Raw genomic sequence first — 23,536 nt, 5'->3', positions numbered from 1 at the left:
AGACATCCCCCATGACCCAGACACCCGTAGTGCAGGCCGAAAGCGGCCTCAAGAAGGGCGCGATGTCGGCCGGCGAGGTCGTCGCCCAGGCCCTCGCCAACATCGCGCCGAGCGCGGTCATCGCCTTCAGCGTGGCCGGCATCTACGCCAGCTCGGGCAACGCCTCGTGGCTGTCGTTCACGCTGGCCACGATCGTGATCCTGGCCGTCGGCTACTGCATCGCCCAGTTCGCCAAGCGGCGCGCCTCGGCGGGTTCGCTCTACAACTACGCCGCGCAGGGCCTGGGGCCCTTCGGCGCCTACCTCACAGGCGTCACGCTCATCATCGGCTGCTTCGGCATCGCGGCCGGCTCGCTCGGCGGGGCCGTCTACCACTTCACCGTCTTTTTGTCGCAGATCGGGCTGCCGATCGAGGGCACGGCATGGAACGTTCTGCTGGCCGTCGTGATCGGCTCGCTGGCCACGCTGTTCACCGTGTGGGGCATCCGGCTGTCGGCCAGGATCTCGCTGATCCTGGAGGTCGTCTCCATCACGATCATCACGCTGATGTTGGTCGTGGTGCTCTTCTGGGGCGGCGGCCCGGTCGTGGACACCGACCAGCTGACGCTCTCGGGAGCCGCCCCGCACGGCGTCGCGGTCGGCATGGTGCTGGGCATCCTCGGCTTCGTCGGCTTCTCCAGCTCCGACGCGCTCGGCCGGGAGGCCAAGGACCCGTTCAAGGCCATCCCGCGGGCCATCATGTGGAGCGCGTTCGGCGTCGGCCTGCTCTACATTTTCGCCTCCTACGTGCAGGTCGCCGGCTTCCACTCGCTCGGCGACCTCGGCGCGAGCGCGAACCCGCTGGACGAGCTGGCCAAGGCCGCCGGGCTGCCCGACTGGATCAGGCCGGTCCTCAGCCTCGGCGTCACCGCGTCGTTCTTCGCCGTGGTGGTCGCGCCGATCAACGTCATCGGGCGGATCGTGTTCGTCATGGGCAAGGAGGGCGTGCTGCCCGCCTCGCTCGGCCGTACCCACCGCACCCAGCAGACGCCGCACCGCGCCATCCTGGCCGTCGCGCCCGGGGTCGTGCTGCTCACCGCGGTCCTGTTCGCGCTCGGCGTGGACGGCATGGAGATCGTGGTCAACGTCGACACCTACGGCACCTACGGCTACATGATCGCCTATGCGGTCGTCGCGCTGGCCACGCCGATCTTCCTGCGCCGCGAGGGCGTACGGCTGCCGCTGGTGTGGCCCTGCGTGGTGGTGTCGGTGGCCGGGATGGCCTACGTGTTCTGGGTCAACGTGGTTCCCTGGCCGCAGTGGCCGCTGAACTTCGTGGTCCTCGCGTTCTTCGCCACGGTCCTGGTGACACTGGCCTGGTACGGCTACCTGCGTTCGGCACGACCGGCCGCGATCCGGGCGATCGGCACCACCGAGACCGACTTCCCCGAGATGGCCTGAAGCCGGGCAGGAGCGTGCTCAGGTTGTCGGCTCCGGTCGTCCGGGCGCCGCGGGCAGTGCCTGCCGAGCACCTGGGACCCGCCGAGACGATCAGCGCTACTCCCGCAACCTCGGCGGCAGGAGTCGCGCCGGCGCGGCCAGGACCGCTCGATCAGCCCAGTGGGGCTGGCGTCGGACGACCTTGGGGGTGAACTCTAGCCAGAGCCGAGCGAGCCGACCGTCACGCGCCACTGGCGCAGCCGGCGATCCCTGGTGACCTGTAGTTGTGTGTACGGGTCCTGGTCGACGAGCGCCTGCGCCGCGGTCTCGTCCTCGGCCTGTAGGACGATCATGCCGGCCGTCAGGTCCGTGTAAGGGCCGGCCGCGACGAGGCTGCCCTGCTCGAAGAGCTTGTTCAGGTGTGCGAGATGGTCTTCGCGGCGCTCCGCTCTCAGCGGGGTGTCGTTGTAGCCGTAGGTCAGGACGAACAGTGCCATTCCGAGATACTCCTTTTCACGTCAATCCGGGACTATCTGACGTCGCCGGTCCAAGCCCTCCGGGCCCCGCGGCCCGAGTCCCAGCAGTTTCAGGTCAGCCCTCCAGCCCGTACACCCGTCGTGCGTTGCCGGCGAAGATGTCGTGCTGGTCGGCGGGTGGGAGATGAGTCAGTGCGTTCTTCCACGCGTCGACCAGGTGCGGCATCGTGGTCCAGATCTTCTCGACCGGGAAGTTGGTGCCGAACATGGCTCGGCCGGCGCCGAACCAGCCGATCACCTCGTCTGCGACGAAGGAGATGAGGCCGGGATCCACCCGGTGGACGAAGGTGCCCTGCCCGGTGAGCTTGACGACGATGTTCTGCCGCTCGGCCAGCGCGGCCATCCCGGACCGCCACGACTCGAGGCACTCGAGCCCGATGAGCATGCCCGCGTGCACCAGGACGAAGGTGACGTCAGGGAAGGCCGCCGCCAGCTCGACCGCATCCGGCATCTGTTCGGGAAAGACCTGCAGCTCGAACAGCCAGCCGTGGTCGGCGAGCGCGCCGATGTTCTTACGGAAGACGGGATCCTTCATACGGTCGGGCGCAGCGGCGAACCGGAACTCCGGTCGCTCGTGCCAGTGCAGTTGCTGACGGATCCCCCGGATCAGCGGCGTGAGCGCGGCCTGTCGTCGCATGGTGTCCGGAGCGCTCTCGTCGAACATGTCGGCCGATCCGATGACGGCCATCGGCCGGCCTGTCTCCTGATGAACCTCGTGAAGCCAGCGCACCTCGTCCACAACCCGGTCGAGCGGCCAGTTCGTCTGCACGTAGACCGACTCGCTGATGCCTGAGGCCGTGGCGTCGGCGATGTACTCGTCGATCAGGTAGTCCCGCCTGATCGGCTCGTACGGGCCGAAGATCCGCGGCACCATCGGTCCGGACAGCCAGGGCAGGTCCCCGGCCCGCCAGATGTGGTGATGCGAGTCGACGATGTCGCCCGAGTAGCGGGTCGCCTCCGGCATGACGATCACTCCCTGATCAAGGTCTGTACCTGCTCGTACGCCGTACGCAGGTCGCGCACGCCCGCGAGCGCGTCCACGCTGCCGAGCACGGCCGACATGCCGCGGGTGATCGGCTGGTACGCCGGGTCGCAGGCGAGCGGCGACCACCACAGCAACCGGTGGCTCAGCAGCGACAACCGCCGTACGGCCGCCTGCATGGGCCGGCAGTCGCCGCGTTCCAGGCCATCGGAGAGCACGATCGTCAGGGCGCCGCGCGCCACGGTGACATGCCGGGCGTTGGCGAGGAACTCCTGGAGCGAGGCGCCGATCCGCGTCCCGCCCTCGGCGTCCAGGACGACGTCGCTCAGCGAGCCGACGGCCGCGTCGACATGCCGTGCGCGCAGCTGCTCGGTGACGCGGGTCAGCCGGGTGCCGAAGGTGAACACCTCGACGCGGTCGAGCCGGCCGACCACGGCGTGGGCGAAGCGGAGGTAGTGGGCGCTGTGCTGCTTCATCGACCCCGACACGTCGATGAGCAACAGCACACGGCGCTGCCGCCGCGGACGGTTGCGCCGGCGCAACGTCACGATCTCCCCGTGGCTGCGCCTGGACTCACGGCAGATCCTGGCGACGTCGATCCACGGACCTCGCCGGGCAGGCCGCCGACGTCGCGACCGGATCGTCGGCACCGCTCCGGGTAGTTCCCGCCGCAGCAGCGAGAGCACGGCCCGGTCGTCCTCGCTCGCCGGGCCGAACACCGGGCGTCTCTCGCGCTCCGAGGAGCCGGCCTTCAGGCCCGCCTCCCCGCCGAACGTCGCCGTGAGAGGAGCCTCGTCCCCCTTCCCGCGCGGCGCGGAGGCCTCGTCGTCGGAGAACTCCTCATCGGGGACGCGCCGTGCCGTAACCTCCCCGAACCAGTGCTCGAACGTGGGGGAGTACACCTCCAGGTCCTCGTGGGAGGTGGTGAGTGTGGCCACCCCGATCCAGTAGAGGTGCGTGGCGTCGCGCGGGCCGACGGCCTCGATCGCCTGAAGGAAGACCCGCTGTTTGGGCACCGGTACGGGCAGGCCCCGATCGTGCAGGTCCCGCAGGAACCCGTGCACATGATCGCCGATGCGTACGAGGAGGGACTGCTCAGTCACCGAACACCTCCGCGGTGTGGCGGCCGAGGAGCGCGAGGTCCTCCTCGTGCTTGACGAGCAGCCCCGCGGACCGGCGCATCGCCTCCAGCCAGCTCGAACCCTCGCGGGTCAGCGTCTGCACGCCGCGGGCCCAGGAGACCGACTCGGCGATGCCCGGGCGTTTCAGCAGAGCCAGCCCGCGGATGCGATGCACGGCGGCCACGAGGCGCGCCGCGCTCCTCTCGTCCAGGCCCGGCGCCTGCGCCCGGATGATCGCTCGCTCCCGTTCGGCGTCGGGAAAGGGGATCCAGTGGTAGAGGCACCGGCGCTTGAGCGCGTCGTGCAGTTCGCGGGTCCGGTTCGAGGTGAGGACGACGAACGGGACGCTCGCCGCCGTGATGGTGCCGATCTCCGGGATGGTGATCTGGAAGTCGCCGAGGAACTCCAGAAGGAAGGCCTCGAACTCACTGTCCGCCCGGTCGATCTCGTCGATCAGCAGCACCGCGCCGGACGCCGCCCGCAGCGACCGCAGCAACGGCCGCTCCAGCAGGAACTCCTCGCGGTACAGGTCGCCGACGCCGCGCCCCTCCACCTCGGCGGCCCGCAGGGACAGCAACTGTTTGGGGTAGTCCCACTCGTACAGGGCCTGGGAGGCGTCCAGCCCTTCGTAGCACTGAAGCCGGATCAGCTCGCGGCCGAGGATCCGGGCCAGGACGTTCGCGACCTCGGTCTTGCCGACCCCCGGCTCGCCCTCCAGCAGCAGCGGGAGCCCGAGCGTGCCTGCCAGGTGAAGGGCGGTGAGCAGACCCTCGTCGGCGAGGTAGCCCTCCGCGCCCAGCCGCCGGTTCAGCGTGTCCTGATCAACCAGCACGGCCGGCCCGCAGCTCGTCGAGTCCGCGCAGCACCTTCTCCGGGGTGAAGGGCATGCTCGTCAGCCGTACGCCGACCGCGTCGTACACGGCGTTGGCGATCGCGGGGATCGGCGCGTTCGCCGTCATCTCGCCGATCCCCTTGGCCCCGAACGGCCCGTTGTCGGCGGGCCGTTCGAGGAACAGGCTCGTCTGCGCCGGGATGTCGGCCGGCCCGGGCATCAGGTATTCCGTGAAATCGACCGGGCCGTGCTCGCGCGAGTGCGGATAGTACGGTTCGGTCGATTCGAACAACGCGTGCGACAGGCCCATCCAGGCGCCGCCCTCGACCTGCTGCGTCGCGAGGGCCGGGTTGAGCGCCCGGCCGATCTCGTAGGTGTTGTAGAGCCGCAGCACCTCGATCACGCCGGTCTCGTCGTCGACCGCGACCTCGGCCACCGTGCACGCGTGCGCCTGGCAGGAGTCCGGGTCCATCTCGCCGGTCTCCGGCACCGGGGAGCTCGGCTCCTTGAGGTAGATGCCCCGGCCGGAGATGGTCCGGCCCTGCCGGAAGTGCGCGGCGAGCGCGACGTCGCTGATGTGGATCTTCTTTTCCGACGATCCCTTGAGGCGGACGAAGCCCGTGCCGTCGGTCTCCAGGTCCTCCGCGTCGACCTCCAGTTCGTCGGCGGCGACCTGGAGCATGACCTCCCTGGCCTCGCGCGCCGCCATGATCACGGCGTTGCCGACGCGGTGGGTGCCGCGGCTGGCGAACGTTCCCATGCAGTGCGGGCCGGTGTCGGTGTCGGCGGTGTCGACGATGACGTTCTCGATCGGGATGCCGAGTGTCTCGGCCGCGCATTGGGCGATGACCGTCCGCAGCCCCTGGCCGAGATCCACCGAGGAGAGCGTGACGACGAATCCGCCCATCGTGGTGGCGTGGACGAGTGCCTGCGACGGGTCCCCGCCGAGGTTCATGCCGGTCGGGTAGTTGACCGCCGCGTATCCGCGGCCGTGCCGTAACGCCATCGCTCAGCCCTCCGGTCGTTCGGTCGAGGACATTGCCCGGTACTCCGGCGGAAGGTCGTGCCCCACCAGGCCGGCGGCGCTCTGGATCACCTCGACCAGCGCCGTGCCGGACGCGATCTTGCGATGAGCTTTCATGTCGCCGTCCCGGTAGGCATTCTTGAGCCGGAGCCGCAGCGGGTCCAGGTTCAGCTCCCGGGCGATGCGGTCCATGTGCGACTCCAGCGCGAAGTCGCCGATCGTGACGCCGAACCCGCGCATGGCGCTGGACGGCGTGCGGTTGGTGTAGACGCAGTACGCGTCGACGTGGACGTTCGGGATCGTGTACGGGCCGGGCATGTGCGCCGCCGCCTTGGTGGTGCCGTACGGGCTGTGCCGGGAGTACGCGCCCGCGTCCACGTAGAGCGTGATCTTGCGGGCGACGATCCGGCCGTCGTCCATGACGCCGTCCTTGATGGAGATGCGCTCGGCCGCTCGGGGGGACGACACCTGCATCTCCTCGGCGCGGCTGTAGACGTACTTGGCCGGCCGGCCGGTGAGCATGGCGGCGATGCACGCGAGTGGCTCGACGATGACGTCGACCTTGCCGCCGAAGCCGCCCCCCACGGTGCCCCCGACGACGCGCAGGCTGGTAGGCGGGACGCCGAGGATGAGCGCGGTGTTGTCGAGGGTGAAGAAGGCGGCCTGGGTGTTGGTGTGTATGCGCAGCCGGCCGTCGCCCTGAGGGACGACGATGCAGCCGGTCGGCTCGGTCGGCGCGTGTTCGATGGGGGAGGAGCTGTAGCGGCCCTCGATGATGCGGTCCGCCTCGGCGAAACCTCGCTCGACGTCGCCGAAGCGGATCCGGCGGCAGTGATGTCCCTCGTACACGAAGTGGTTGGCGCCCGCCTGTTTGATGATCGGGGCGCCGTCGGCCAGCGCCTCCTCGACGTCGAGGACGGCGGGCAGGTCGGTGTAGTCGACCGTGACCCGGGCCGCGCCCTCGCGGGCGGCGTCCTCGGTCTCGGCGACGACGGCGACGATCGGCTCGCCGCGGTAGAGGACCCGATCCTCGGCCAGCACCGGCTCGTCGTCAGGTCCCACGCCGATCAGGCGCAGCACGGTGTACCAGTTGTTCGGCACGTCCTGGTGGGTGATGACCCGAAGCACGCCCGGGACTGCGAGGGCGCCGGAGACGTCGACCCGGTTGATGAGGGCGTGGTGCCGCGTGGACCGGTGGATCTTGACGTGCGTCATCTCCGGCAGCGCCATGTCCTCGAAGAAGACCGTGCGGCCGGTGACGTGAGCGCGGGCGTCCGAGCGCGGGACGGCGGAGCCGATGACGGCGAAGTCGTCCGCGCGCTCGCCCTTGAAGTACGCGGTGTCGATCGGGGTGAGGCGCGCCATCAGACCTCGGCCTCCGCGTTCGTGAGCGGGGCGCTGCGGCGCTGCGCGGCGGCGAGGACGGCGGCGATGATCGGCTCGTATCCCGTGCAGCGGCAGACGTTCCCGCAGATCGCCTCGGTGACATCTTGGCGGGTCGGATCCGGCTTCCGGTTGAGCAGGGCCGTGGCGGACATGATCATCCCCGGGGTGCAGAACCCGCATTGCGTCGCGAAGAGGTCGACGAACGCCTGCTGTACGTCGCCGAGCCGGTCGCCCTCGGCCAGGCCCTCGATCGTCTCCACGGCAGAGCCGTCGATCGTCACGACGGGGATCAGGCACGAGACCACGGGCCGGCCGTCCAGCAGCACCGTGCAGCTGCCGCAGCCCCCTTGCGCGCAGCCGCGCTTGGCCCCCATCAGCCCCAATGTGTCGCGCAGCGCGCTCAGCAGCGTCGTCGACGGCCGGGCGATCAACTCCCGCTCGGTGCCGTTCACCTTGAGTGTGACGATTGTCGAGGGCATGCGATCCCCTTTCAGGCCCCCAGCAGGGCGCGACGCAGGTGGACGGGGTAGACCCGAGCGCGGTACCAGGCGGAGGCGTAGGCGTCGTCGAACGGCTCGATGACGTCGGCGCCGGCTGCCTGGGCGACGACCTGGGCGTTCAGCGGCGCGTCCAGCAGAACGCGCTCGGCGCCGACCGCGCGTACCAAGCGCCGCGCCAGGCCGCCGAGCACGAGACGGATGTCACCGACCAGGCCGTCCTCGATCGTGATCCGGGCCGCCACCGTCACGATGGATCCCGAGTTGAGCCGCCGCCGGCTCGCCTTGTAGAACCGGAACGCGTCCTTGGCCGGAGCGGTGAACCGGACGCGGGTCACCAGGTCGCCCGCCCGCAGGCCGCCGGTGACGACCCGCTCGAGCGGCTCGCGGCGGGCTCCGCCGGCGCCGAGCACGTCCAGCTCCGCGTCCAGGGCCAGAAGAGCCGCCGCCAGGTCGCCGTACGGTTGGGGCACGAAAAGGTTGCCTGCCACGGTGGCGAGGCTGCGGACCGGCGGCGCGGCGATCGACCGCACACAGCCGGACAGGTAGCTCAGCCGATCGTCGTCCTCGATGTCGGCGAGAGTGGTGGCCGCGCCCAGGGTCACCGTGTCGCCTTCGACGTCGATGCCGGACAGTCCCGCCCGGCGCAGGCTGACCAGCCGCAGGTCGCGGCCGGCCTGATCGTCCAGGCGGGCCAGCAGGTAGGTGCCGCCGCCGAGCGGCACGGCGCCGGCCTGAAGCGCCGCATGAGCCGCTTCGGGAGTCTCGGGTGTCTGAACGGAGGTCAGCATGTGCACTCCACTTATCGATATCGATAATTAACTTACGTGGCATGATCGAAGAGTCAAGGGCCCTCTGGGCCCGCAACGTCAGGAGGTTTCTTGTCGGAACCCACGGGGAGCCCGCGCTCCGCGCGACCGACGCTGAGCCGACAGATCCGCGACGGTCTGCTGCAACGGATCGTCTCCGGCGAGCTCGGCGAGGGCGACCGGCTCATCGAGACGAAGATCGCCATCGAGTTCGGAACGAGTCAGGCCCCGGTCCGGGAGGCGCTCCGGCAGCTTGAGGGCCTCGGCCTCATCGACGGCCGGCCTCGTCACGGCAGCCGGGTGCTTCCCTTCGCCGAGCAGACCATCCGCGAGGCGTACATCGTGCGGGCGGCCCTTGAGGAGACCGCGACGCGGCTCGCCATGCTGGCCGGAACCCTCCCCTTCGACCGGCTGGGGGAGGCGGTCGAGGAGATGTACCGCAGTGCCCAGGACAACGACGTGCACGGCATCGGCCTGGCCAGCGCGCGATTTCACCGGCACGTCGTGCAGGCCGGCGGCAACGGGCTGCTGACCCGCGCCTGGGAGGCGCTGCAGATCGAGGCGCGCACGGCCATCGCTCTCATGGTCACCAGGCCGAAACTCGAGCGGGTCGCCGACGAGCACCGCGAGCTGCTGGACGTCATGCGCGCCGGGGACGTCGAGGTGGCCTGCCGTCACGCCCGTGACCATCAGTGGGCCTACGCCGACACGCCGCACGACCCTTACGGAACGCCGAAACATTAGGGGTCAGCACCCTTCTCGACGCCGGCCGGTGTTCCCCGCTACCGTGCGCGACCGCGCCGTTGATCAGCGCTGAGTCAATGAGATCATTGGCAGGCGCAGAGTTCACCGGTACTCGATGATCGCGTCCTTCCCTGAGATGTGGCTCCTCGCCTCGGAACGCTTGTTGCCAGTGCGTCGCGCTCATGGCTGTCCTGCTGTTCACAAGTACCGACCCCGGCCTAGGCTGGCGGGGATGACGGGATCGGTGGCGGGCGCGCGGACACAGGAGCAGATGCGGCAACGAAACCTGAGTGAGGTGCTGCGGCGCGTCCACAAGGACGGGGCCGTGTCACGGGCCGCGCTCAGCCGCCGGATGGGCCTCAACCGCAGCACCATCATGGACCTGACCGCCGAACTCGCCGCCGCCGGGCTCGTCCGGGAGGATGTCCCCATCGGGCGGGGTCGCGCTGGGCGGCCGTCCATCGTCGTCATGCCCGAGCAGGGGACGCTGTACGGGCTCGCGTTCGACGTCGCCGTGGACCGGCTGCTCGCGGCCCGTGTCGGGCTCGGCGGCCGGGTCCTCGACCGCCGCGAGGCCGTGCGCACCCGCGCCGGGGTCGACCTGGAGGACGTCGTCGGCGTCCTCACCACCTTCGGCCGCGAACTGGTCGTCGGGGCCGGTCCGGGCGCGTTGTGCGTGGGTGTGGGCGCGTCGTACTGCGGGTTGATCAGGCGCGCCGACGGCACGGTCCGGTACGGGCCGCACCTCGGCTGGGTGGACCAGGCGTTCGGCGCGGAACTCGCCGCCGGGCTCGGTCTCGGGCTTCCCGTCGAGGTCGGCAACGAGGCACACCTGGGTGCGATCGCCGAGCACGTACGCGGCGCGGGATGCGACGTCGACAACCTCATCTACCTGCACGGGGACGTCGGCGTCGGCGGCGGGATCATCGTCGGCGGCAAACTCCTGGACGGAGACGGAGGCTACGGCTGCGAACTCGGGCACATGCTGGTCAACCCGTTCGACGGGCGGCCCTGCCTGTGCGGGTCGCGCGGCTGTCTGGAGGCCGAGGTGGGGGAGGAGGCGCTGCTCGACTACGCGGGACGGTCCGGCGAACTCGTCGGACGCGACGGTATCCGGTCAGTCGTCGCCCTCGCCGGGACCGGCGACGCCCGCGCGCGGGACGCCCTCGACCGCATCGGCGACTGGCTCGGTGTCGGCGTCGTCAACCTCATCAACCTGTTCAACCCGGCGCTCGTGGTCTTCGGCGGGATGCTCCGCGATGTCTACCCGGGCGCCGCGTCACGCGTCCGTGCCCGGATCGACGCGCATGTCCTGCCGGTGTCGCGCGAACGTGTCCGCCTGGCCGTGTCGGCCCTCGGCGACGACACCACGCTCGCCGGTGCCGCCGAACTCGCCTTCGCCAACCTCCTGGACAACCCCCTCGACACGCTGGCCACCCTGCGCTGATGGGATCGGGACGGCCGCGCCGGCAAGCCAATCGGCACAGCCGTGCCGTAAACGATTGAGGTCGTAGCCGTCGATAACGGCGGCGACTCGGCGACGGTGGTGGTCGGCTGGGGTGCGTGCCTGGTCGGATCGACGTTTGATGGGTTTCTGGGCAGGATTTGGACCGGTAGGCTGGTGCGCGCTACAACTCCGCGTTCGACGGCTGGTCAGCCGACGATCTGTCATGTTCTCGGGGGTCGGCGTGGCCTTGCCAGTTCATCCGGTCCAGCCTGACGACGAGGGGCGGCCGGTCGGTGGCGTTGGTTTGCGCCTGCAGGTCCTCGGCCCGTTACGGGTGTGGCGGGACGGTGTCGAGCTGGATATCGGTCCCCGGCAGCAGGCGTATCTGCTGGCCTTGCTGCTGGCTCGGGTGGGCAGGCCGATCAGCGCGAGCGACTTGATCGATCTGATCTGGGGCGACGGCGTCCCCAGCAGCGCGCTCAACATCATCCAGAAGTACGTCGGCGCGTTGCGGCGGCTGCTCGAACCCGCGATCCCCTCCCGTAGAACCGGCTCATACCTGCACCGCCGCGGCAACGCCTACCTGTTCACGGCGCCTTCCGGCATGTTGGACCTAGTCGCCTTCCGGGAGCTCGTCGAGACCGCGAAAGAGGCCCTCGCAGAGCATCGTCACGAAACGGCGCTTGATCGCTACATCGAAGCGCTCGGCCTGTGGCAGGGCCGTGCGGGCGACGGATTCACGCATGGGCCGACCGCGTTGCCGATCTTCGCGGCCCTCGACGACGAGTTCCACGCCGCGTGCGCTGCAGCGGTCGAACTGGCGACGTCGCTGCGCCGGCCGGTGCCTGTGCTGCCGGCGTTGCGGCTGGCCGCATCGATGGCGCCGTTCCATGAACCGGTGCAGGCCAGCCTTATCGCCATCCTCGGGGCCGCGGGACGCCGTGCGGAGGCACTGTCGGCGTTCCGCACGGTCAGTGACTGCCTTGCCGACGAGCTCGGTGTCGAGCCCGGCCCGGCGCTGCAGGCCGCATATCTGCAGGTACTGGCGCAGCCTCCGACGTCGCCGGTCGTGACGGGTGCGGACGTCGGGGGTGACGGCGCGTCGGCGCGAGCGGCGGCCAGGCTGGTCGGCCGGGCCGAGGAGCTCGCCATCCTGCGGCAAGCCGTCGAGATGGCACTCACCGGCCGCTCGGCGCTCGCCATCGTCGAAGGCGAACCAGGCGTGGGCAAGACCCGCCTGCTGCAGGAAACCGCCGCCGAGGCGAGCCGGCTCGGCCCGTTCGTGGTCTGGGGTTCCTGCTTGGAAGGTGATGGAACACCGCCGATGTGGCCGTGGGAGCAGGCGCTCCGTCCGATCCTCGACAGCCTGCCGGCGCCGTTGCGGGAGAAATGGCTCGCCAGTGATCTCGGCGGCCTCCTCGAACCGCGAAACGACAGCGCGGCCGCGCCAACGGTTCCTGACAGCGGCGCCCAGTTCCGCCTGCTCGAACAGGTCGTCACCGTCGTCGGGCAGGCCTCGGCGCAACGGCCCACGCTGCTGATCCTCGATGATCTCCAATGGGCTGACACCGCCTCGCTCCAGCTGTTCGGCCACCTCGCGGCCCGGCTACCCGCCGGCACGGTGATCATCGGCGCGCTCCGTGATCGCGCACCCGTACCCGGCTCTGACTTGTCGCGGGTCCTGGCCGCGGCCAGTCGGCTGCCGGATCACCGCAGGATCCGGCTCGGCCCGCTCAGTTTGACCGAGGTGACCGAGCTCATCCGCCGCGAAATCGGCCAGGACCCGGGCGCTGATGTCGCCAGCGGCATCCATACCCGTACGGCCGGCAATCCGTTCTTCGTCCGGGAGCTGTCCCGGCTCCTGAGCGATGGCGGCTCGCTGCGCGACGGCGAGGCAGCAGTGCCGGCTGGGGTACCGGCCACCGTACGAGACGTCATCCGCGACCGGATGGCCGGTCTCGACGACAGCGCTCGCGACCTGCTGCATGTCGCCGCGCTCATCGGCCGCGACGTGGACCTCGCCCTGCTCGCCGCCGCAGGCGGCGTCGACGTCGAGGACTGCCTCGAACGCCTCGAACCGCTGCAGGCGCTCGGTCTGCTGGAAACCAAGCCGGAAAGCCCGCACTCGCTACGGTTCGCGCACGACCTGGTCCGCGAGTCGGTCACCGAGACCACGACGCGGCAGCAGACCGTCCACCTGCATCTGCTGGTCGCCGACGCCCTCGAACGCACCCATGTGGACGACGAGTCTGTCGCCGAACGCCTGGCCTACCACCTCTGGGCAGCCGGCCCGCTCGCCGACCCGGCTCGCACCGCGCAGGCACTGGCCCGTGCCGGGCGCCGTGCGGCGACCAAGCTCGCGTTCGCGGACGCCGCTCGGCACCTGGAATCGGCCGCCCAGATCGCGCGCACGGCCGGCCTGCGGGACCTGGAGCTGTCGGTGCTGTCACTGCTCACCCTTGTTGCCAGCAGGCACGGGGGATACGGCGGTTCGGCGTTCGACCTGCTGGAGCGGGCCGAGTACCTGGCCCGCATGCTCGGCCGCGAGACGGAGGCCGTGCACTTTCTGTTCGTTCGGCTCGTCGGGGCCTACACCTCGATCGAGAAGGACCGCGGGAGGTGGGCTCGCCGAGTGTACGAGCAAGGACAGGCGTCCGCCGACCCGATCATCCAGGAGTACGGTCGGCATGCCTGGGGCCTGTACCAGTGGGACATCGGCAACATCGGCGAGGCGTACCGCTTCTTCAGCGCGCAAGGCCACACCAGCCCGCACCATGGTGCCGGCGACCTCGGATCGTGGAAGGTGCCGAATGAACGGATCGGTTGGCTGGCCGTGATCACCGCGCTGCACGGCGATGTCGAGACGGCACGGTCCGCGATCGACAAGGCGTACCTAGCCGACGAAGACCTGGTTGCGATGTCGGTCTGGGCCTATTACCACACCATGGCGGCCTCGATGGCCGGTGACGCGCGATGGGTGATGTGGGCGGCCGAGCGGTGGATCGCGGCCGGCGCCGACCGCTCCGGCGTCGCGCAGGAGCACTACATCTGGCTGGACTGGCACTGGGCCTGTGCACTCACCGGCGACGACCCGGCCGGCAAGGCGGCAGAGGCCGAACAACTCCTGGCCGCGACCCTCCTCGACCCGCCGCGATGGGGCATCGCATACCACTACGGACTGATCGCCGAGATGTGGCTGGCCGCCGACATGCCCGACGCGGCCGCAACCGCCCTCGACCGAGCCGACCAGGCCCTCACGACCTACGGCCAACGTTTCGCCGAAGGGCTCCTGCTGTTGCTGCGCGCGCGCCTGCTGCACGCCCGCGGCGAACCCGTCGACGTCGTGCGAGCCGCCGCCGAAGCAGCCCGCGCCCGATCGGACGAACGCGGGGCCTACCTCTTCGCGCGCCGCTCCGAGCGGTTCCTGGCCGAAATCGACCAGGAATCGCCGGACATTTGATCGCGCGCTGGACGGTGGGCTGAGCCTCTGATGTTCGGGCGTGTCGAGATCGACAATGAGCGGGTGGTTGACCAAGAAAAACCGGAGACCACCGGGGACATCGTGACCACGATAGCGGTGACGAGGCGGCACGACCTGACCGACGCGCAGTGGGCGGTGCTGCTGCCGCAGCCTCGGAAGCCGGGTCGGCCGCCGCAATGGAGTGGGCGGCAGCTCATTGACGGGATCCGGTGGCGGGTCCGGGCCGGGACGCCGTGGCGGGACGTCCCGGAGTGTCACGGGTCCTGGGCGGCGGCGTACAGCGTGTTCCGCCGCTGGCAGCGGGACGGGACGTGGGCGCGGATCCTGACCGCGTTGCAGGCTATCGCCGATGCGGCGGGCCGGATCGTGTGGGACGTGTCGGTGGACTCCACGATCGCTCGAGCGCATCAGCATGCCGCCGGGGCGCGAAAAGGGGGATGTGCAGGCCGAACCGCCGGGCGGGGTTCGTGAGGAGCCGGCTGATCATGCGTTGGGCCGGTCTCGTGGCGGGCTGACCTGCGCGGCCCGTACTCGGGCACTCATGTCCGAGCTGTCTCGTTAGCTTGGTGAGGCAAAGATCAAAAGGAGCTTGGGTGTCGGAGAGCGTGCATATTTGGCGGGACGCGGAAGGCGTGGCGCGAGGCGTCAGGGTCACGGACTGGCTCTGGCCCGCCTACAACTACACGATCCGCTACGACCGGCGCGGCGCCCAAGTGCACCTCGAGGGCAAGGCGCTGATCGGGACCGCCGGATACGTCGCCGAGCTGGGCTGCTATCGATTCACCGCCGTCGGCTTCCAGCCCGACCACATGCTGAGCGAAGGGCGATGGCCGACGCTGGCGGACGCGGCCGCCGGAGCCGCCCACGCACACGCGAGGCACGACACCATGGAGATGTCGACGATGATCGCCGTCATGTAGGACGCAGGGCCTCTTTCTCCTGCCCGCTAGATCCAGCCGCGCTCCCCCGTGCCGTCCAGGGGAAACTCCCGCCGCGGCGCCGGTGACTCCCCTCCCGAACGGTTCTGGTGCTCACCGACGATGGACGGCTCACACATGCCACCGGCTGGACGCATCGTCCTCACCCGAGCTGCTGGTCGGGACGGCGATCTGAGCTGCACTCCTCGGCGCCACGCCGGGCCGCCGCCGGCGTGGGTGAGGCGATCCAGAACCGCGCTTCCAGCGGCTCGTCCATTCAGCGATCTCCTCGATCGAGGTGGCCGCCCGCTCCGGCCCTGCCATCGGACCCTCATCTTCGAAGCTCTCTGTCCGGGGCGATGGCGATCGTGACCCGGTAGCGGCGGGGCGGCTCGTCGACGGGTTGGCCGTCGGCCTCGATCCAGGCATGGGCGCCGAACGGGTGGACCCGTATACCCGCGCACCAGGTGGGCCAGCATCCGCGCAACCGGCACAGCAGGGCGGCGGCGATGGAGCGGGGCAGGCAGCCTTCCCCGGCACACGACAGGCTGACCGCGATCACCGCGTCCCGTGCCGCTCTGGCCTGCTCGGCGGTCGCGGGTGTGGCGCCGCGGCGGGCGAAGGTCAGCGCCGCGCGGATGCGGGCCGGCGGCAGACGGGCGATCAGGTGTGCGGCGGCCACGGCGGCCAGCGCCGGCGGGCGGCGGCGCCAGGGCAGGGCGGGCCGGTCGGCGGGCACCATGGGCACGCTCATCGCGGCTGCTCCCGGTCGACGGTCTCGACGATCAGGTTCGCGGCGCGCAACTGCGCGACGAGCGCGGCGATGTCCGCCTCGGCGGTGGGCGTTGCGGCCGGATGGGTCCGGACGAGGTCGCGGGCGGCCTCGTCCTGGCCGTGTCCCGCCAGCAGGCTGCGCAGGACGAGCGCGGCGGTGGCGTTCAGTTGGCGGTAGCGGCCGGTGCGCTCGTCCAGGAGCACGGCAACCTCGTCGATCGGGGTGAGAGTGACGCCGGGGCGAAGCCTCACGCACACGACTCCTCCTGGGTGGGGTAGGCAAGAAGGGCTCGTAGCCAGTTCTCGGCGGCGATGAAGACGTCGAGTGCCATCACGCCCGGCCCGCCCTCGGCCGGGGTGCGCACGCAGGCCCGGCGCAGGGCGGCGGCGTCGGCCAGGCCGCGCTCCACCAGCAGCGAACCGTCGAGCAGGGTCAGGAGTTGGTCGCGGTGGCGGAGCAGCCCCTGGTAGATGTCGGCCGAAAACTCGCCCTTGGTGGTACGTTCCAAACATTCGGCCGGCATGACGGGACGCATCGCGGCCCGGGTGAGCGGCTTGTAGGCGCCCGGCACCGCCCGCTGGTCCAGCCGCACGGCCAGGCAGGCGGCGACGACGTGGTCGTCCAGATAGGGGGCGTGCACGGGGGCGCCCACGCGGCCCGTCAGGCCCCGCACGCCGTCGAGGGAGGCGGCGATGGTACGGACGTTCGACAGGCTCTGGTGCTGGGCGCGCAGAGGGGAGTACGGCTCGGCCGGGCACGTGACGAGCCGCCGGCGGACCGTGTCCGTCGCAGCCTCGGTCGTCCAGTCAGGCAGGCGTAGCGGTTGCTCCCATCCGAAGTCCGGCCGGAAGCGGGACAGCGGCGCGCTGAGTGTCTGCGCCTGATCCGCCAGCCAGGCGGCATAGGGGCGCCGGTCGGCCAGGGCGCGGGCGCACGCCCACAGCGGCCATCGGGCCCTGGACCGCCGCTCGCGCAGGTGGGGCCAGAGCGCCGCCGGGTGGCGACGGGCCAGGTCGTGCAGGTAGCAGTCGGGCAGCAGCGTGACCTCGTCACCGCCGTGCCCGGTCAGGCGCACGGCCGCGCCCAGCCCGGCCAGCAGTGCCGAACTCGCCAGCTCGCGGGCCAGCGTGCGCAGCCACCGCGTCGGCTCGTCCAGCCCGGGAGCGGCCTCGGCTGCCCCGGCGAACCACTTGGGCACCTCACCGGGCCGGGCCACCCCGTGCTCGCCCGGGAGGTGCGCCCGCGCCCGAGCCGCCCACTCCGCGTCGTCATGCTCGGGATCGTCGATGGCCAGCACGAACGTGATCAGCTTCGCCGACCGCTCCCCGGCCGCCGCGGCGGCAAGGAAGCTGACCGGCGTGGAATCCAGCCCGCCGGACAGATCGCTGGCCACCACCGCGCCTTCGCCGATCCGGGCGGCCACGGCCTCCTCAAGGGCCGCCCTCACCACGGGAGCGCCCTCCTCCAGCGCCACCTCCGGCTCCGGCGCCCGCCACCAGGCGCGCAGCCGCACCCCGTCCGCGTCGATGTGCGCCGCCTCACCGGGCGGCACCATGGCGACCCCTTCCCACAGCGGCTCGGCCAGCGAGGGTGGAACAGCCATCAGCAACCGCATCGCCAGAGCCTGCTCGTCCACCGCCGCCCGCGTCAGCGCGGCCGGCAGCGCCGCCCGACCGGACGCGACCACCGTCCCGCCGACCCGCGCGTAGTACACCCGCCGCATGCCCGAAGCGGTGCCCTGCACCCGAACCTGCCCGCCCACGACGGCGACCAGATGGAAACTGCCGGGCAGCGCCGCGGCCACCGCGTCGGCGTCCGCCAGGCACCCCAGCCGCGCCGCCATCCGCCGGAGCCGGCCGGCGGTGACCGGGCACGTGCCGATCACCGCCAGCCGCGCGTGGCCCGCCTCCGCGTGGACGATCTCGCCGGGCGAGGCGGCCAGCAGACAGGGACGGCCGGACGCGTAGCTCAGCACCACCGCGCCGTGCAGCGCCTCAGCGAGGGCTTCGCCGGCGGCGCTGTCGGACAGCACCGCGAACTCCTCGCCGCTCAGCTTGCGCACCGGACTCCTCGCCTCACTGGTAGTAGTAGACCGCGTCCATCAGCGGCCCGGCCATGCCGCGGGTCAGCTCTCCGAACTCGCCGAGGTCGAGCATCCGCGGGGGTTCGTACGGCTCGTTGTCGACCATGAGTGGTGCCTTTCTCCTGGGATGTGCCGGCTGTCCGGACCCGTACCGGACTCCGTGGGACTCGATGGGCACGGTGGCCTCACTACCCCGCGTAGTAGTAGGCCCAGTCCATGTTGAGCATGCCGTAGCCGCGGGTCAGCTGCCCGAACTCGCCGATCTCGAGCATCCGCGGGGGCTCGTACGGCTCGGTGCGCTCGTTGTCGATCATGACAGGTCCCTTCGTCCGTGCGGCGGATTGCCGCGTCACCGTCAGTGAAGACCTACGCTCTCGCTGTCCAACAGGAGGTCGGACACACTCGGACACACTCGAACGCCAGGCCCGGCACCGCGAGTGAAGAACGAAAGCCAAGGTTCACCGCGTACGGCGGAGCGGTGGCCATGGTGTGCCGGGTCAGGGCGATACCAGTAGTGCGCTGCCAGCCTGCTGTGTGGGCGAGCGGCAGGTGGAGTGGAGATGGCACTGCGCCCCCCGCGCGGCTGTTCATCGGCACGGCCCCGCCCCCGCAAGGCAGGTCACAGCCGGATCAGGTCGGCGACATCCTCGGGCAGGCCGGGTGAAGTCATGACATGGCCCATCCCGGGCACGACGCGCAGTACCGCGCCCGGAATCGCGGCAGCCAAGGCCTCGCCGTGACCGAGCGGATAGACCGGATCCTGGTCGTCGTGCACGATCGAGGTCGGCGCGGTGATCGACGAAAGCGGGGCGAGCAGGTCAGGGGCGTCCATCCACGCGGCACTGCGACGCATCATCGCTGACCGATCATCTCTCCACGCGCTCGAAAACCTTCGCGCATGCTGGGTCTACTTGCCTGACGTGCCCAACGGCCTTCATGTAACTGACCAGCAGGTTCGCTTGATGGCGGGGGCGACTGGCTGGTGCCTGGGATCAGCCGGATGCCGGCCGGCTCGTCGAGGATGAGCTTGCCGGTGGCGATGGCGGAGCGGCCTGCGTATAAGCCGTCGACCTGAGTGACATGCCCCGGATGTGCTGGACGCGCCAGTCCAAAACTAGCCGAGGGCCCTTCGGGGTGCTGTGGCGCTCACCGTGGTGCCTTCTCCTTGTACGCCATTGACGGTGAGGCTGCGCCATCCGAGATCAGGGGCTCGTCCCCGGAAGGATGTCCATCTTCTATGCCCGCCGCAGCGGGATGCCTGGGCCGCGTGCCGTGCGCGACGCCGAGCTGGCCGAGCGCGTCGCCGACGGCCGGCCCTCGTTCCCGGATATCAAATATCGGCGCAACGCCTCTCGCCCACCGGGAACGAAAGGCCATCGATCAACGGCCTCCCGCAGTTGGAGCTCTGTGAGCCAGGCATGCCAAGCGATCTCGGACGGGTCCGGAACCAATGGCTCGATGATCACGGCCTCATGCACCCCGAACCAGACAGGACTGACCCCATCCCGGCACAGGAACTTGAACATGAAACGCACCGGGACGTCGGCACCCAGCTCCTCGAACAGTTCGCGGGCCGCCGCGTCCTCATACGACTCGCCCACGACCACGGCACCGCCGACCATCACGTCATAGTGGCCGGGAAAGCGAGTGAGCTGTTCAGCTCGGCGCAGCACGAGGATCCGCCGCATCGGATCGCGACAGATCGTCGTCGCGATCCGATGCATCCATCGCCGACGCTCCGCCTCTGCCCGGTCCGCGACCCCCAGCACGCGGTCCCGTTCATCCACCCGCTCGACCAGCTCGCCCACGCAGGACACGATCGCAGGCACCACCGACAATCTGCCCTACGAGCACCCCAAGCCAGTGATCTGCATCACATGACCTACTCGGAAACGCAACACGAGTGACGGCCCCCAGCGCGAACACCCCGATGGAAAGCCACCTGCTCGATCGCCACACGAACACAACCGCACACAGCGAGTGCGGGCAGAAGGCGCGTGTCTGCTGGGATCAAGGCGGTCGCTCGGCGACATCAAGAGGCCATCTGGGCCCGTCAGCAGACGGTCAACCGGCTGCGCTCGCTGTTGCGTGAGTACTATCCGGCCGCGCTGACCGCGTTCCCAGTTCTGACCCACCGGACAGCCCTGGCGGTGCTTCGGGCCGTACCCGACCCGCGAGGCGCGGCCAAGCTGACGTTGCGCAGGGCCGGTCGACGAATCGACGCCGGTCCGCCTCAGCGCCTGACCACCCAACTCCGCCAGCAGCAACTCCGTCAGCCCGAAGAGGTAGAGCATGCCTTCGGAGTTGCCGCCGCGGGCCTCGTGGATGTCATCAGGGCCATGAGCAGCGTCATCGATGCGCTCGAAGAAGAGCCGGCTGTCCTGTTCGCCCGCCACGAGCAAGCTGCGATCATCACCAGCACGCCTGGCCTGGGCACGGTTCCCGCGAGGTCGCCGGCTACGTCCGCGCGGGCACCGCGTACAGGACGGCGACGAGTGACTCGCCCTCGAATCCGATGCGCACGCTGTCCGGATCCTGACGGATGGCGGCGGGAGTAGCGGCTTCCGGCATCGCGGACGGGGGCACCGGCATCGGGTGGAACCCGGCCTCACGTAGCCGGGCGAGCCAGGTGGCGGTCGGCTCGTGACGTTCGTAGCGCTCCTTGTCGTCGGCTGTGCCGACGATGTCGGCCACCTCGCGGCGGAAGAACAGCTTCATCGCGTTGCGGTCGGCGGCCGTCACCTCCAGCGCGTCTATCAGCCGGAAGACGGCGTGGAAGTGCTCCCACGAGTTGTGGAAACGCTCGGGGAGCGCCACCCGATGATGGTCGGAGTCCGGCTCGCACAGCACCACGACGTCCGGTTCGGCCGCCCGCAATCTCTCGAAGAACGTGTTCCGCTCGTCCACGCCGGACGGACTGTCTCGGAGATGGTGCAGCGCGAACGCGGCGTTCATGACCAGCGGACGTGGCGCACGGCGTACCAGGTCCCAGTCCTCGCCGGTCATGTGTTCGGCGAGTCGGGGCACTCCGTGGAAGTCCAGCGTGACACCGGTGTCGCGGATGGCTTGTTCGGCCTGGCGGAGGCTGGCCGCCGCGGGGTCCACCCCGATGACCGTCAGCCGTCCGGGTGCCTGATCGCGGTCCGCGAGCGCCCGCAGCACCGCCGCCTCCTGGCCGCCTGAGCCGATCCCCACCGACAGCATGGTGGCCTCGTCCTGACCGGCGAGGTGTCCGGCGAGGAGCGCGCCGCCGATGCGACCTGCCAGATTCACGATCGGCAGGTGTGCGGCCACCAGGTCGAACAGCTGGATCTGCGGACGCTCGAAGCTGCGGAGATAGAGATTGTCCCGCTCGTCTTGGCACGTTCCATGCCGGGCGGCCAAAGCGTCGTGATAGAGCAGATAGAGGAAGTCGTCGCCGCCTGCTTTCTCGGGGTTGATCACACTGCGGAGCTTTTCCAGCCAGCGCCCCGCCGTGTCGGCGCGGCCGGCATCCGTCTCCTCCACGGCACGGCACAGCAGGTCGAATGCGTGGGAATTCACGTTCAAGCCTTCCTTCGACGTCGGTAATGATCGAGGATGCCACGATGCTCTTGTCATCAACTTGGGATGCACTTGGCGGTCAGGAATGGACGAGGACGCGCCCGCGCGACGACGTCGGCGTGGCTGCCGGGCACCGGTCTCGCCCTCCAGGCCCGTCAGCGGGACCCGCGCACCGAGCTCGCGGGTGAGAGCGGGCAGCGCGATCGTGTACGGCTTCCTGGTGTTGGCCTTGTCGATCGTGGTCAGGAATTGCTCCACCGCGGCGCCGAGTTCGCGGATTTAGCCGACGGATGGTCCACATCAAGAGAATCTGAGCGGATTTCCGGGGATAGCGAGTGTTATCCGGGGGATCCGTGTTGTGGACCAACAGGACGCCATGATGGACAGCCATCTCGGTGGAGGCCGGACCGGATACGTCGAAGCGCACCAGTTCGTCGAGTCGTCATCCGTGGCGCGGCTGGTGGAACAGGAGCGATCGCGATCCAAATCGCCTGTCAGGCCGGGTACGCTTCATGACCCTAGCGAGGCCGCTCTCTGAGCGCTCGCCGCTGGTGTAGGGTGCAGGTGCTGGCGCTCCAGCCCCCGGTACGCGGGGACTCTGGGCTGCCCCTCCACGCGGGGGCGACACACCACCCCAGGGTAGTGGCGATGACGACGAGCGATTATCTCCGTCCCTTGAGTTTGGCGCCAACGCGCGTCTGCGGATCTCAACCAGGCGGGGCCAGGCGTGGACGGCCAGCCGCCGGACTGGAATGAGACATGCCGCACGACAACCGAGATTTCGGCCGCGAGGTCCGGGACCGTGTCAAGCGTACGGGCGAGAAGTACCAGGAGGCCCTCGCCGCCATTCGTGGTGGCCGACGCTACATCTTCGCCGATGACGTGGATCGATTCCTCGCCGGGGAGGGGCGGCGGGGTATCCCGCACGAGGAGGCCGAGGACAAAGAGTTCTTGCTCGCTTCTATGCGCAATGGGGTATCCGAGTGCTACACGTGCGGGGACCCTGGTGACGCCAGCGCCGAGGACATCACCGTACAAATCGTCGTCACCAGCTACGACCCCGACCTCAGCCCAGCGACCAAGCTGCTCGAGCTCCGACGCAACCACGCCCGCTGCGCGCCGTCCCAGCTGCTCTGGGTGAACCAGAGAGACATCTCGCGCGCGCCTGCTCATACAACGATGTGTCTGCGCGACCAGTCTCTGTCGGAAGGCACGCTCGCCATCACTCCCCGGCCGGTCATGCTGCCGCCCGATTTCGGCCTCGACCCGCAAGGCGCCCCAGAACCGGCCCTGTTCATCACCGTCGAGGTGACCGAGGATCGCGGTCGTGGTGCGGCACCGTGGCTGTCGGAGCTGGAGCGAGTTTTCTGGCTCCCCGCCGGGTTCGGCGAACGCTTCACGGAGGCAACCGTCGAACCTGGCTGGTCGGTGCGGCTCGTGCAGGGGTATCAGAGCAGCCTCGTTCCGAACTGGGTGGCCATACGGGTCGCCGAACCGTTCGAGGAAGATGAGCCGCCCGGCCACCTCTACCTGGGAGCGCTCGGTCTCCCGACGGCTTGGGCTGAAGCTCTGCCGGCAGCGGGCGCCCGTGGCAGGATCTTGGTGCTCGTCGGCCCCCGTGCCCTGAACCGTGAGGTCCCGCTCGTTTCGCCGGAATTCGAACCGGGACAACTCGGAGAACTGCTGGAACACGGTGCGTTCTTGGGGGCCTACCTGCCCTTCATCCACGATCGGGTCAGCACCGGACAGGGGGCGCCGCTCCCGGGCGCCTCCGATCACGTCCACGGGCCGAAACGGGGATGACACCCAGCACAAGATCCGACTGCTGTTCACGCCGACCTGCGCCTCCTGGGCCAACCCGATCGTGCGACACGAGGTCGCATGGAGTGAGTGGAAGACACGGAAGGAGGATCGGCTGATGTCGATCGTGTAGTTTCCGGT

General features: G+C 69.9%; 23 protein-coding genes. 7 read left to right on the top strand and 16 right to left on the bottom strand.

What is annotated here, in order from left to right:
- Positions 1-11: 11 nt before the first annotated feature.
- The gene (locus ABZX61_RS40905) at positions 12-1,439 is read left to right on the top strand and encodes an APC family permease (RefSeq protein WP_350737900.1); all 1,428 of its coding nucleotides are present in this window, start codon (positions 12-14) and stop codon (positions 1,437-1,439) included.
- 194 nt (positions 1,440-1,633) lie between these two features.
- Here ABZX61_RS40905 and ABZX61_RS40900 read toward each other — a convergent pair whose 3' ends face one another.
- From ABZX61_RS40900 to ABZX61_RS40865, 8 genes are all read right to left on the bottom strand, one after another.
- Positions 1,634-1,915 (bottom strand): YciI family protein, encoded by a 282-nt coding sequence (locus ABZX61_RS40900; protein ID WP_192783864.1) that lies wholly within the window; start codon positions 1,913-1,915, stop codon positions 1,634-1,636.
- A 94-nt stretch (positions 1,916-2,009) separates the two neighbouring features.
- The gene (locus ABZX61_RS40895) at positions 2,010-2,918 is read right to left on the bottom strand and encodes an amidohydrolase family protein (protein WP_355202056.1); all 909 of its coding nucleotides are present in this window, start codon (positions 2,916-2,918) and stop codon (positions 2,010-2,012) included.
- 5 nt (positions 2,919-2,923) lie between these two features.
- Positions 2,924-4,039: a VWA domain-containing protein gene (locus tag ABZX61_RS40890; RefSeq protein WP_355202053.1), complete on the bottom strand. Its 1,116-nt coding sequence runs from the start codon at positions 4,037-4,039 to the stop codon at positions 2,924-2,926.
- Positions 4,032-4,889 (bottom strand): MoxR family ATPase, encoded by an 858-nt coding sequence (locus ABZX61_RS40885; protein WP_355202050.1) that lies wholly within the window; start codon positions 4,887-4,889, stop codon positions 4,032-4,034. The genes ABZX61_RS40890 and ABZX61_RS40885 overlap by 8 nt, the downstream gene beginning before the upstream one ends.
- Complete coding sequence (locus ABZX61_RS40880) at positions 4,879-5,895, bottom strand: molybdopterin cofactor-binding domain-containing protein (RefSeq protein WP_355202047.1); 1,017 nt, start codon at positions 5,893-5,895, stop codon at positions 4,879-4,881. Before ABZX61_RS40880 ends, ABZX61_RS40885 begins: the two co-directional genes overlap by 11 nt.
- A gap of 3 nt (positions 5,896-5,898) precedes the next feature.
- On the bottom strand, positions 5,899-7,278 hold the full coding sequence (locus ABZX61_RS40875; protein WP_355202044.1) for a molybdopterin cofactor-binding domain-containing protein: 1,380 nt from the start codon (positions 7,276-7,278) through the stop codon (positions 5,899-5,901).
- Complete coding sequence (locus tag ABZX61_RS40870; RefSeq protein ID WP_355202042.1) at positions 7,278-7,778, bottom strand: (2Fe-2S)-binding protein; 501 nt, start codon at positions 7,776-7,778, stop codon at positions 7,278-7,280. Before ABZX61_RS40870 ends, ABZX61_RS40875 begins: the two co-directional genes overlap by 1 nt.
- 11 nt (positions 7,779-7,789) lie before the next feature.
- Positions 7,790-8,587, bottom strand: coding sequence for an FAD binding domain-containing protein (locus ABZX61_RS40865; RefSeq protein ID WP_355202039.1), 798 nt, complete (start codon positions 8,585-8,587; stop codon positions 7,790-7,792).
- 90 nt (positions 8,588-8,677) lie between these two features.
- On the opposite strand from ABZX61_RS40865, the gene ABZX61_RS40860 reads away from it, so the two are divergent.
- The 5 genes from ABZX61_RS40860 (at position 8,678) to ABZX61_RS40840 (ending at position 15,197) form a co-directional block, all read left to right on the top strand.
- Positions 8,678-9,349 carry a GntR family transcriptional regulator gene (locus ABZX61_RS40860; RefSeq protein WP_355202036.1) on the top strand — a complete coding sequence of 224 codons (672 nt, stop codon included), beginning with the start codon at positions 8,678-8,680 and terminating at the stop codon, positions 9,347-9,349.
- A gap of 232 nt (positions 9,350-9,581) precedes the next feature.
- Entirely contained in the window at positions 9,582-10,796 is a 1,215-nt protein-coding gene (locus ABZX61_RS40855) for an ROK family protein (protein ID WP_355202034.1), read from the top strand.
- 223 nt (positions 10,797-11,019) lie between these two features.
- Positions 11,020-14,256, top strand: a complete 3,237-nt coding sequence (locus tag ABZX61_RS40850) for an AAA family ATPase (protein ID WP_355202032.1) — start codon at positions 11,020-11,022, stop codon at positions 14,254-14,256.
- A 63-nt stretch (positions 14,257-14,319) separates the two neighbouring features.
- Positions 14,320-14,748 (top strand): transposase, encoded by a 429-nt coding sequence (locus ABZX61_RS40845; RefSeq protein ID WP_355202029.1) that lies wholly within the window; start codon positions 14,320-14,322, stop codon positions 14,746-14,748.
- Positions 14,749-14,870: 122 nt separating this feature from the next.
- Positions 14,871-15,197, top strand: a complete 327-nt coding sequence (locus ABZX61_RS40840; RefSeq protein ID WP_355202027.1) for a hypothetical protein — start codon at positions 14,871-14,873, stop codon at positions 15,195-15,197.
- A gap of 328 nt (positions 15,198-15,525) precedes the next feature.
- Here the strand turns inward: ABZX61_RS40840 and ABZX61_RS40835 are convergent, their stop codons facing one another.
- From ABZX61_RS40835 to ABZX61_RS40800, 8 genes are all read right to left on the bottom strand, one after another.
- The gene (locus tag ABZX61_RS40835; RefSeq protein ID WP_355202024.1) at positions 15,526-15,948 is read right to left on the bottom strand and encodes a lasso peptide biosynthesis B2 protein; all 423 of its coding nucleotides are present in this window, start codon (positions 15,946-15,948) and stop codon (positions 15,526-15,528) included.
- Complete coding sequence (locus ABZX61_RS40830; protein ID WP_350737859.1) at positions 15,945-16,220, bottom strand: lasso peptide biosynthesis PqqD family chaperone; 276 nt, start codon at positions 16,218-16,220, stop codon at positions 15,945-15,947. The genes ABZX61_RS40835 and ABZX61_RS40830 overlap by 4 nt, the downstream gene beginning before the upstream one ends.
- Complete coding sequence (locus tag ABZX61_RS40825; RefSeq protein ID WP_355202021.1) at positions 16,217-18,031, bottom strand: asparagine synthase-related protein; 1,815 nt, start codon at positions 18,029-18,031, stop codon at positions 16,217-16,219. The genes ABZX61_RS40830 and ABZX61_RS40825 overlap by 4 nt, the downstream gene beginning before the upstream one ends.
- A gap of 13 nt (positions 18,032-18,044) precedes the next feature.
- Positions 18,045-18,158 carry a lasso RiPP family leader peptide-containing protein gene (locus ABZX61_RS40820; protein WP_355202018.1) on the bottom strand — a complete coding sequence of 38 codons (114 nt, stop codon included), beginning with the start codon at positions 18,156-18,158 and terminating at the stop codon, positions 18,045-18,047.
- Between the two features lie 82 nt (positions 18,159-18,240).
- On the bottom strand, positions 18,241-18,366 hold the full coding sequence (locus ABZX61_RS40815; RefSeq protein WP_355202015.1) for a lasso RiPP family leader peptide-containing protein: 126 nt from the start codon (positions 18,364-18,366) through the stop codon (positions 18,241-18,243).
- Positions 18,367-18,671: 305 nt separating this feature from the next.
- Complete coding sequence (locus tag ABZX61_RS40810; protein ID WP_355202012.1) at positions 18,672-18,884, bottom strand: hypothetical protein; 213 nt, start codon at positions 18,882-18,884, stop codon at positions 18,672-18,674.
- 403 nt (positions 18,885-19,287) lie between these two features.
- Complete coding sequence (locus tag ABZX61_RS40805; protein WP_355202010.1) at positions 19,288-19,860, bottom strand: NUDIX domain-containing protein; 573 nt, start codon at positions 19,858-19,860, stop codon at positions 19,288-19,290.
- A gap of 649 nt (positions 19,861-20,509) precedes the next feature.
- A complete protein-coding gene (locus ABZX61_RS40800) occupies positions 20,510-21,853 on the bottom strand; it encodes a GRAS family protein (RefSeq protein WP_355202007.1) in 1,344 nt (447 codons plus the stop codon).
- Positions 21,854-22,354: 501 nt separating this feature from the next.
- Between ABZX61_RS40800 and ABZX61_RS40795 the strand changes: the two genes are divergently transcribed.
- Positions 22,355-23,398 (top strand): hypothetical protein, encoded by a 1,044-nt coding sequence (locus tag ABZX61_RS40795; RefSeq protein WP_355202004.1) that lies wholly within the window; start codon positions 22,355-22,357, stop codon positions 23,396-23,398.
- Positions 23,399-23,536 lie beyond the last annotated feature (138 nt).

The organism is Nonomuraea sp. NPDC003709 (genome assembly GCF_040610775.1).
Classification (GTDB): Bacteria; Actinomycetota; Actinomycetes; order Streptosporangiales; family Streptosporangiaceae; genus Nonomuraea; species Nonomuraea angiospora_A.
The sequence above is the reverse complement of the archived record's forward strand: the minus strand, read 5'-3'. Positions and strand labels throughout refer to the sequence as shown.

What these genes read in the sequence shown, in the direction of transcription:
- ABZX61_RS40905 (WP_350737900.1), top strand. Translation starts at nt 12, where the DNA reads ATGACCCAGACACCCGTAGTGCAGGCCGAAAGCGGCCTCAAGAAGGGC.
- ABZX61_RS40900 (WP_192783864.1), bottom strand. Translation starts at nt 1,915, where the DNA reads ATGGCACTGTTCGTCCTGACCTACGGCTACAACGACACCCCGCTGAGA.
- ABZX61_RS40895 (WP_355202056.1), bottom strand. Translation starts at nt 2,918, where the DNA reads ATGCCGGAGGCGACCCGCTACTCGGGCGACATCGTCGACTCGCATCAC.
- ABZX61_RS40880 (WP_355202047.1), bottom strand. Translation starts at nt 5,895, where the DNA reads ATGGCGTTACGGCACGGCCGCGGATACGCGGCGGTCAACTACCCGACC.
- ABZX61_RS40875 (WP_355202044.1), bottom strand. Translation starts at nt 7,278, where the DNA reads ATGGCGCGCCTCACCCCGATCGACACCGCGTACTTCAAGGGCGAGCGC.
- ABZX61_RS40870 (WP_355202042.1), bottom strand. Translation starts at nt 7,778, where the DNA reads ATGCCCTCGACAATCGTCACACTCAAGGTGAACGGCACCGAGCGGGAG.
- ABZX61_RS40865 (WP_355202039.1), bottom strand. Translation starts at nt 8,587, where the DNA reads ATGCTGACCTCCGTTCAGACACCCGAGACTCCCGAAGCGGCTCATGCG.
- ABZX61_RS40855 (WP_355202034.1), top strand. Translation starts at nt 9,582, where the DNA reads ATGACGGGATCGGTGGCGGGCGCGCGGACACAGGAGCAGATGCGGCAA.
- ABZX61_RS40850 (WP_355202032.1), top strand. Translation starts at nt 11,020, where the DNA reads ATGTTCTCGGGGGTCGGCGTGGCCTTGCCAGTTCATCCGGTCCAGCCT.
- ABZX61_RS40835 (WP_355202024.1), bottom strand. Translation starts at nt 15,948, where the DNA reads ATGAGCGTGCCCATGGTGCCCGCCGACCGGCCCGCCCTGCCCTGGCGC.
- ABZX61_RS40820 (WP_355202018.1), bottom strand. Translation starts at nt 18,158, where the DNA reads ATGGTCGACAACGAGCCGTACGAACCCCCGCGGATGCTCGACCTCGGC.
- ABZX61_RS40815 (WP_355202015.1), bottom strand. Translation starts at nt 18,366, where the DNA reads ATGATCGACAACGAGCGCACCGAGCCGTACGAGCCCCCGCGGATGCTC.
- ABZX61_RS40810 (WP_355202012.1), bottom strand. Translation starts at nt 18,884, where the DNA reads ATGGACGCCCCTGACCTGCTCGCCCCGCTTTCGTCGATCACCGCGCCG.
- ABZX61_RS40795 (WP_355202004.1), top strand. Translation starts at nt 22,355, where the DNA reads ATGCCGCACGACAACCGAGATTTCGGCCGCGAGGTCCGGGACCGTGTC.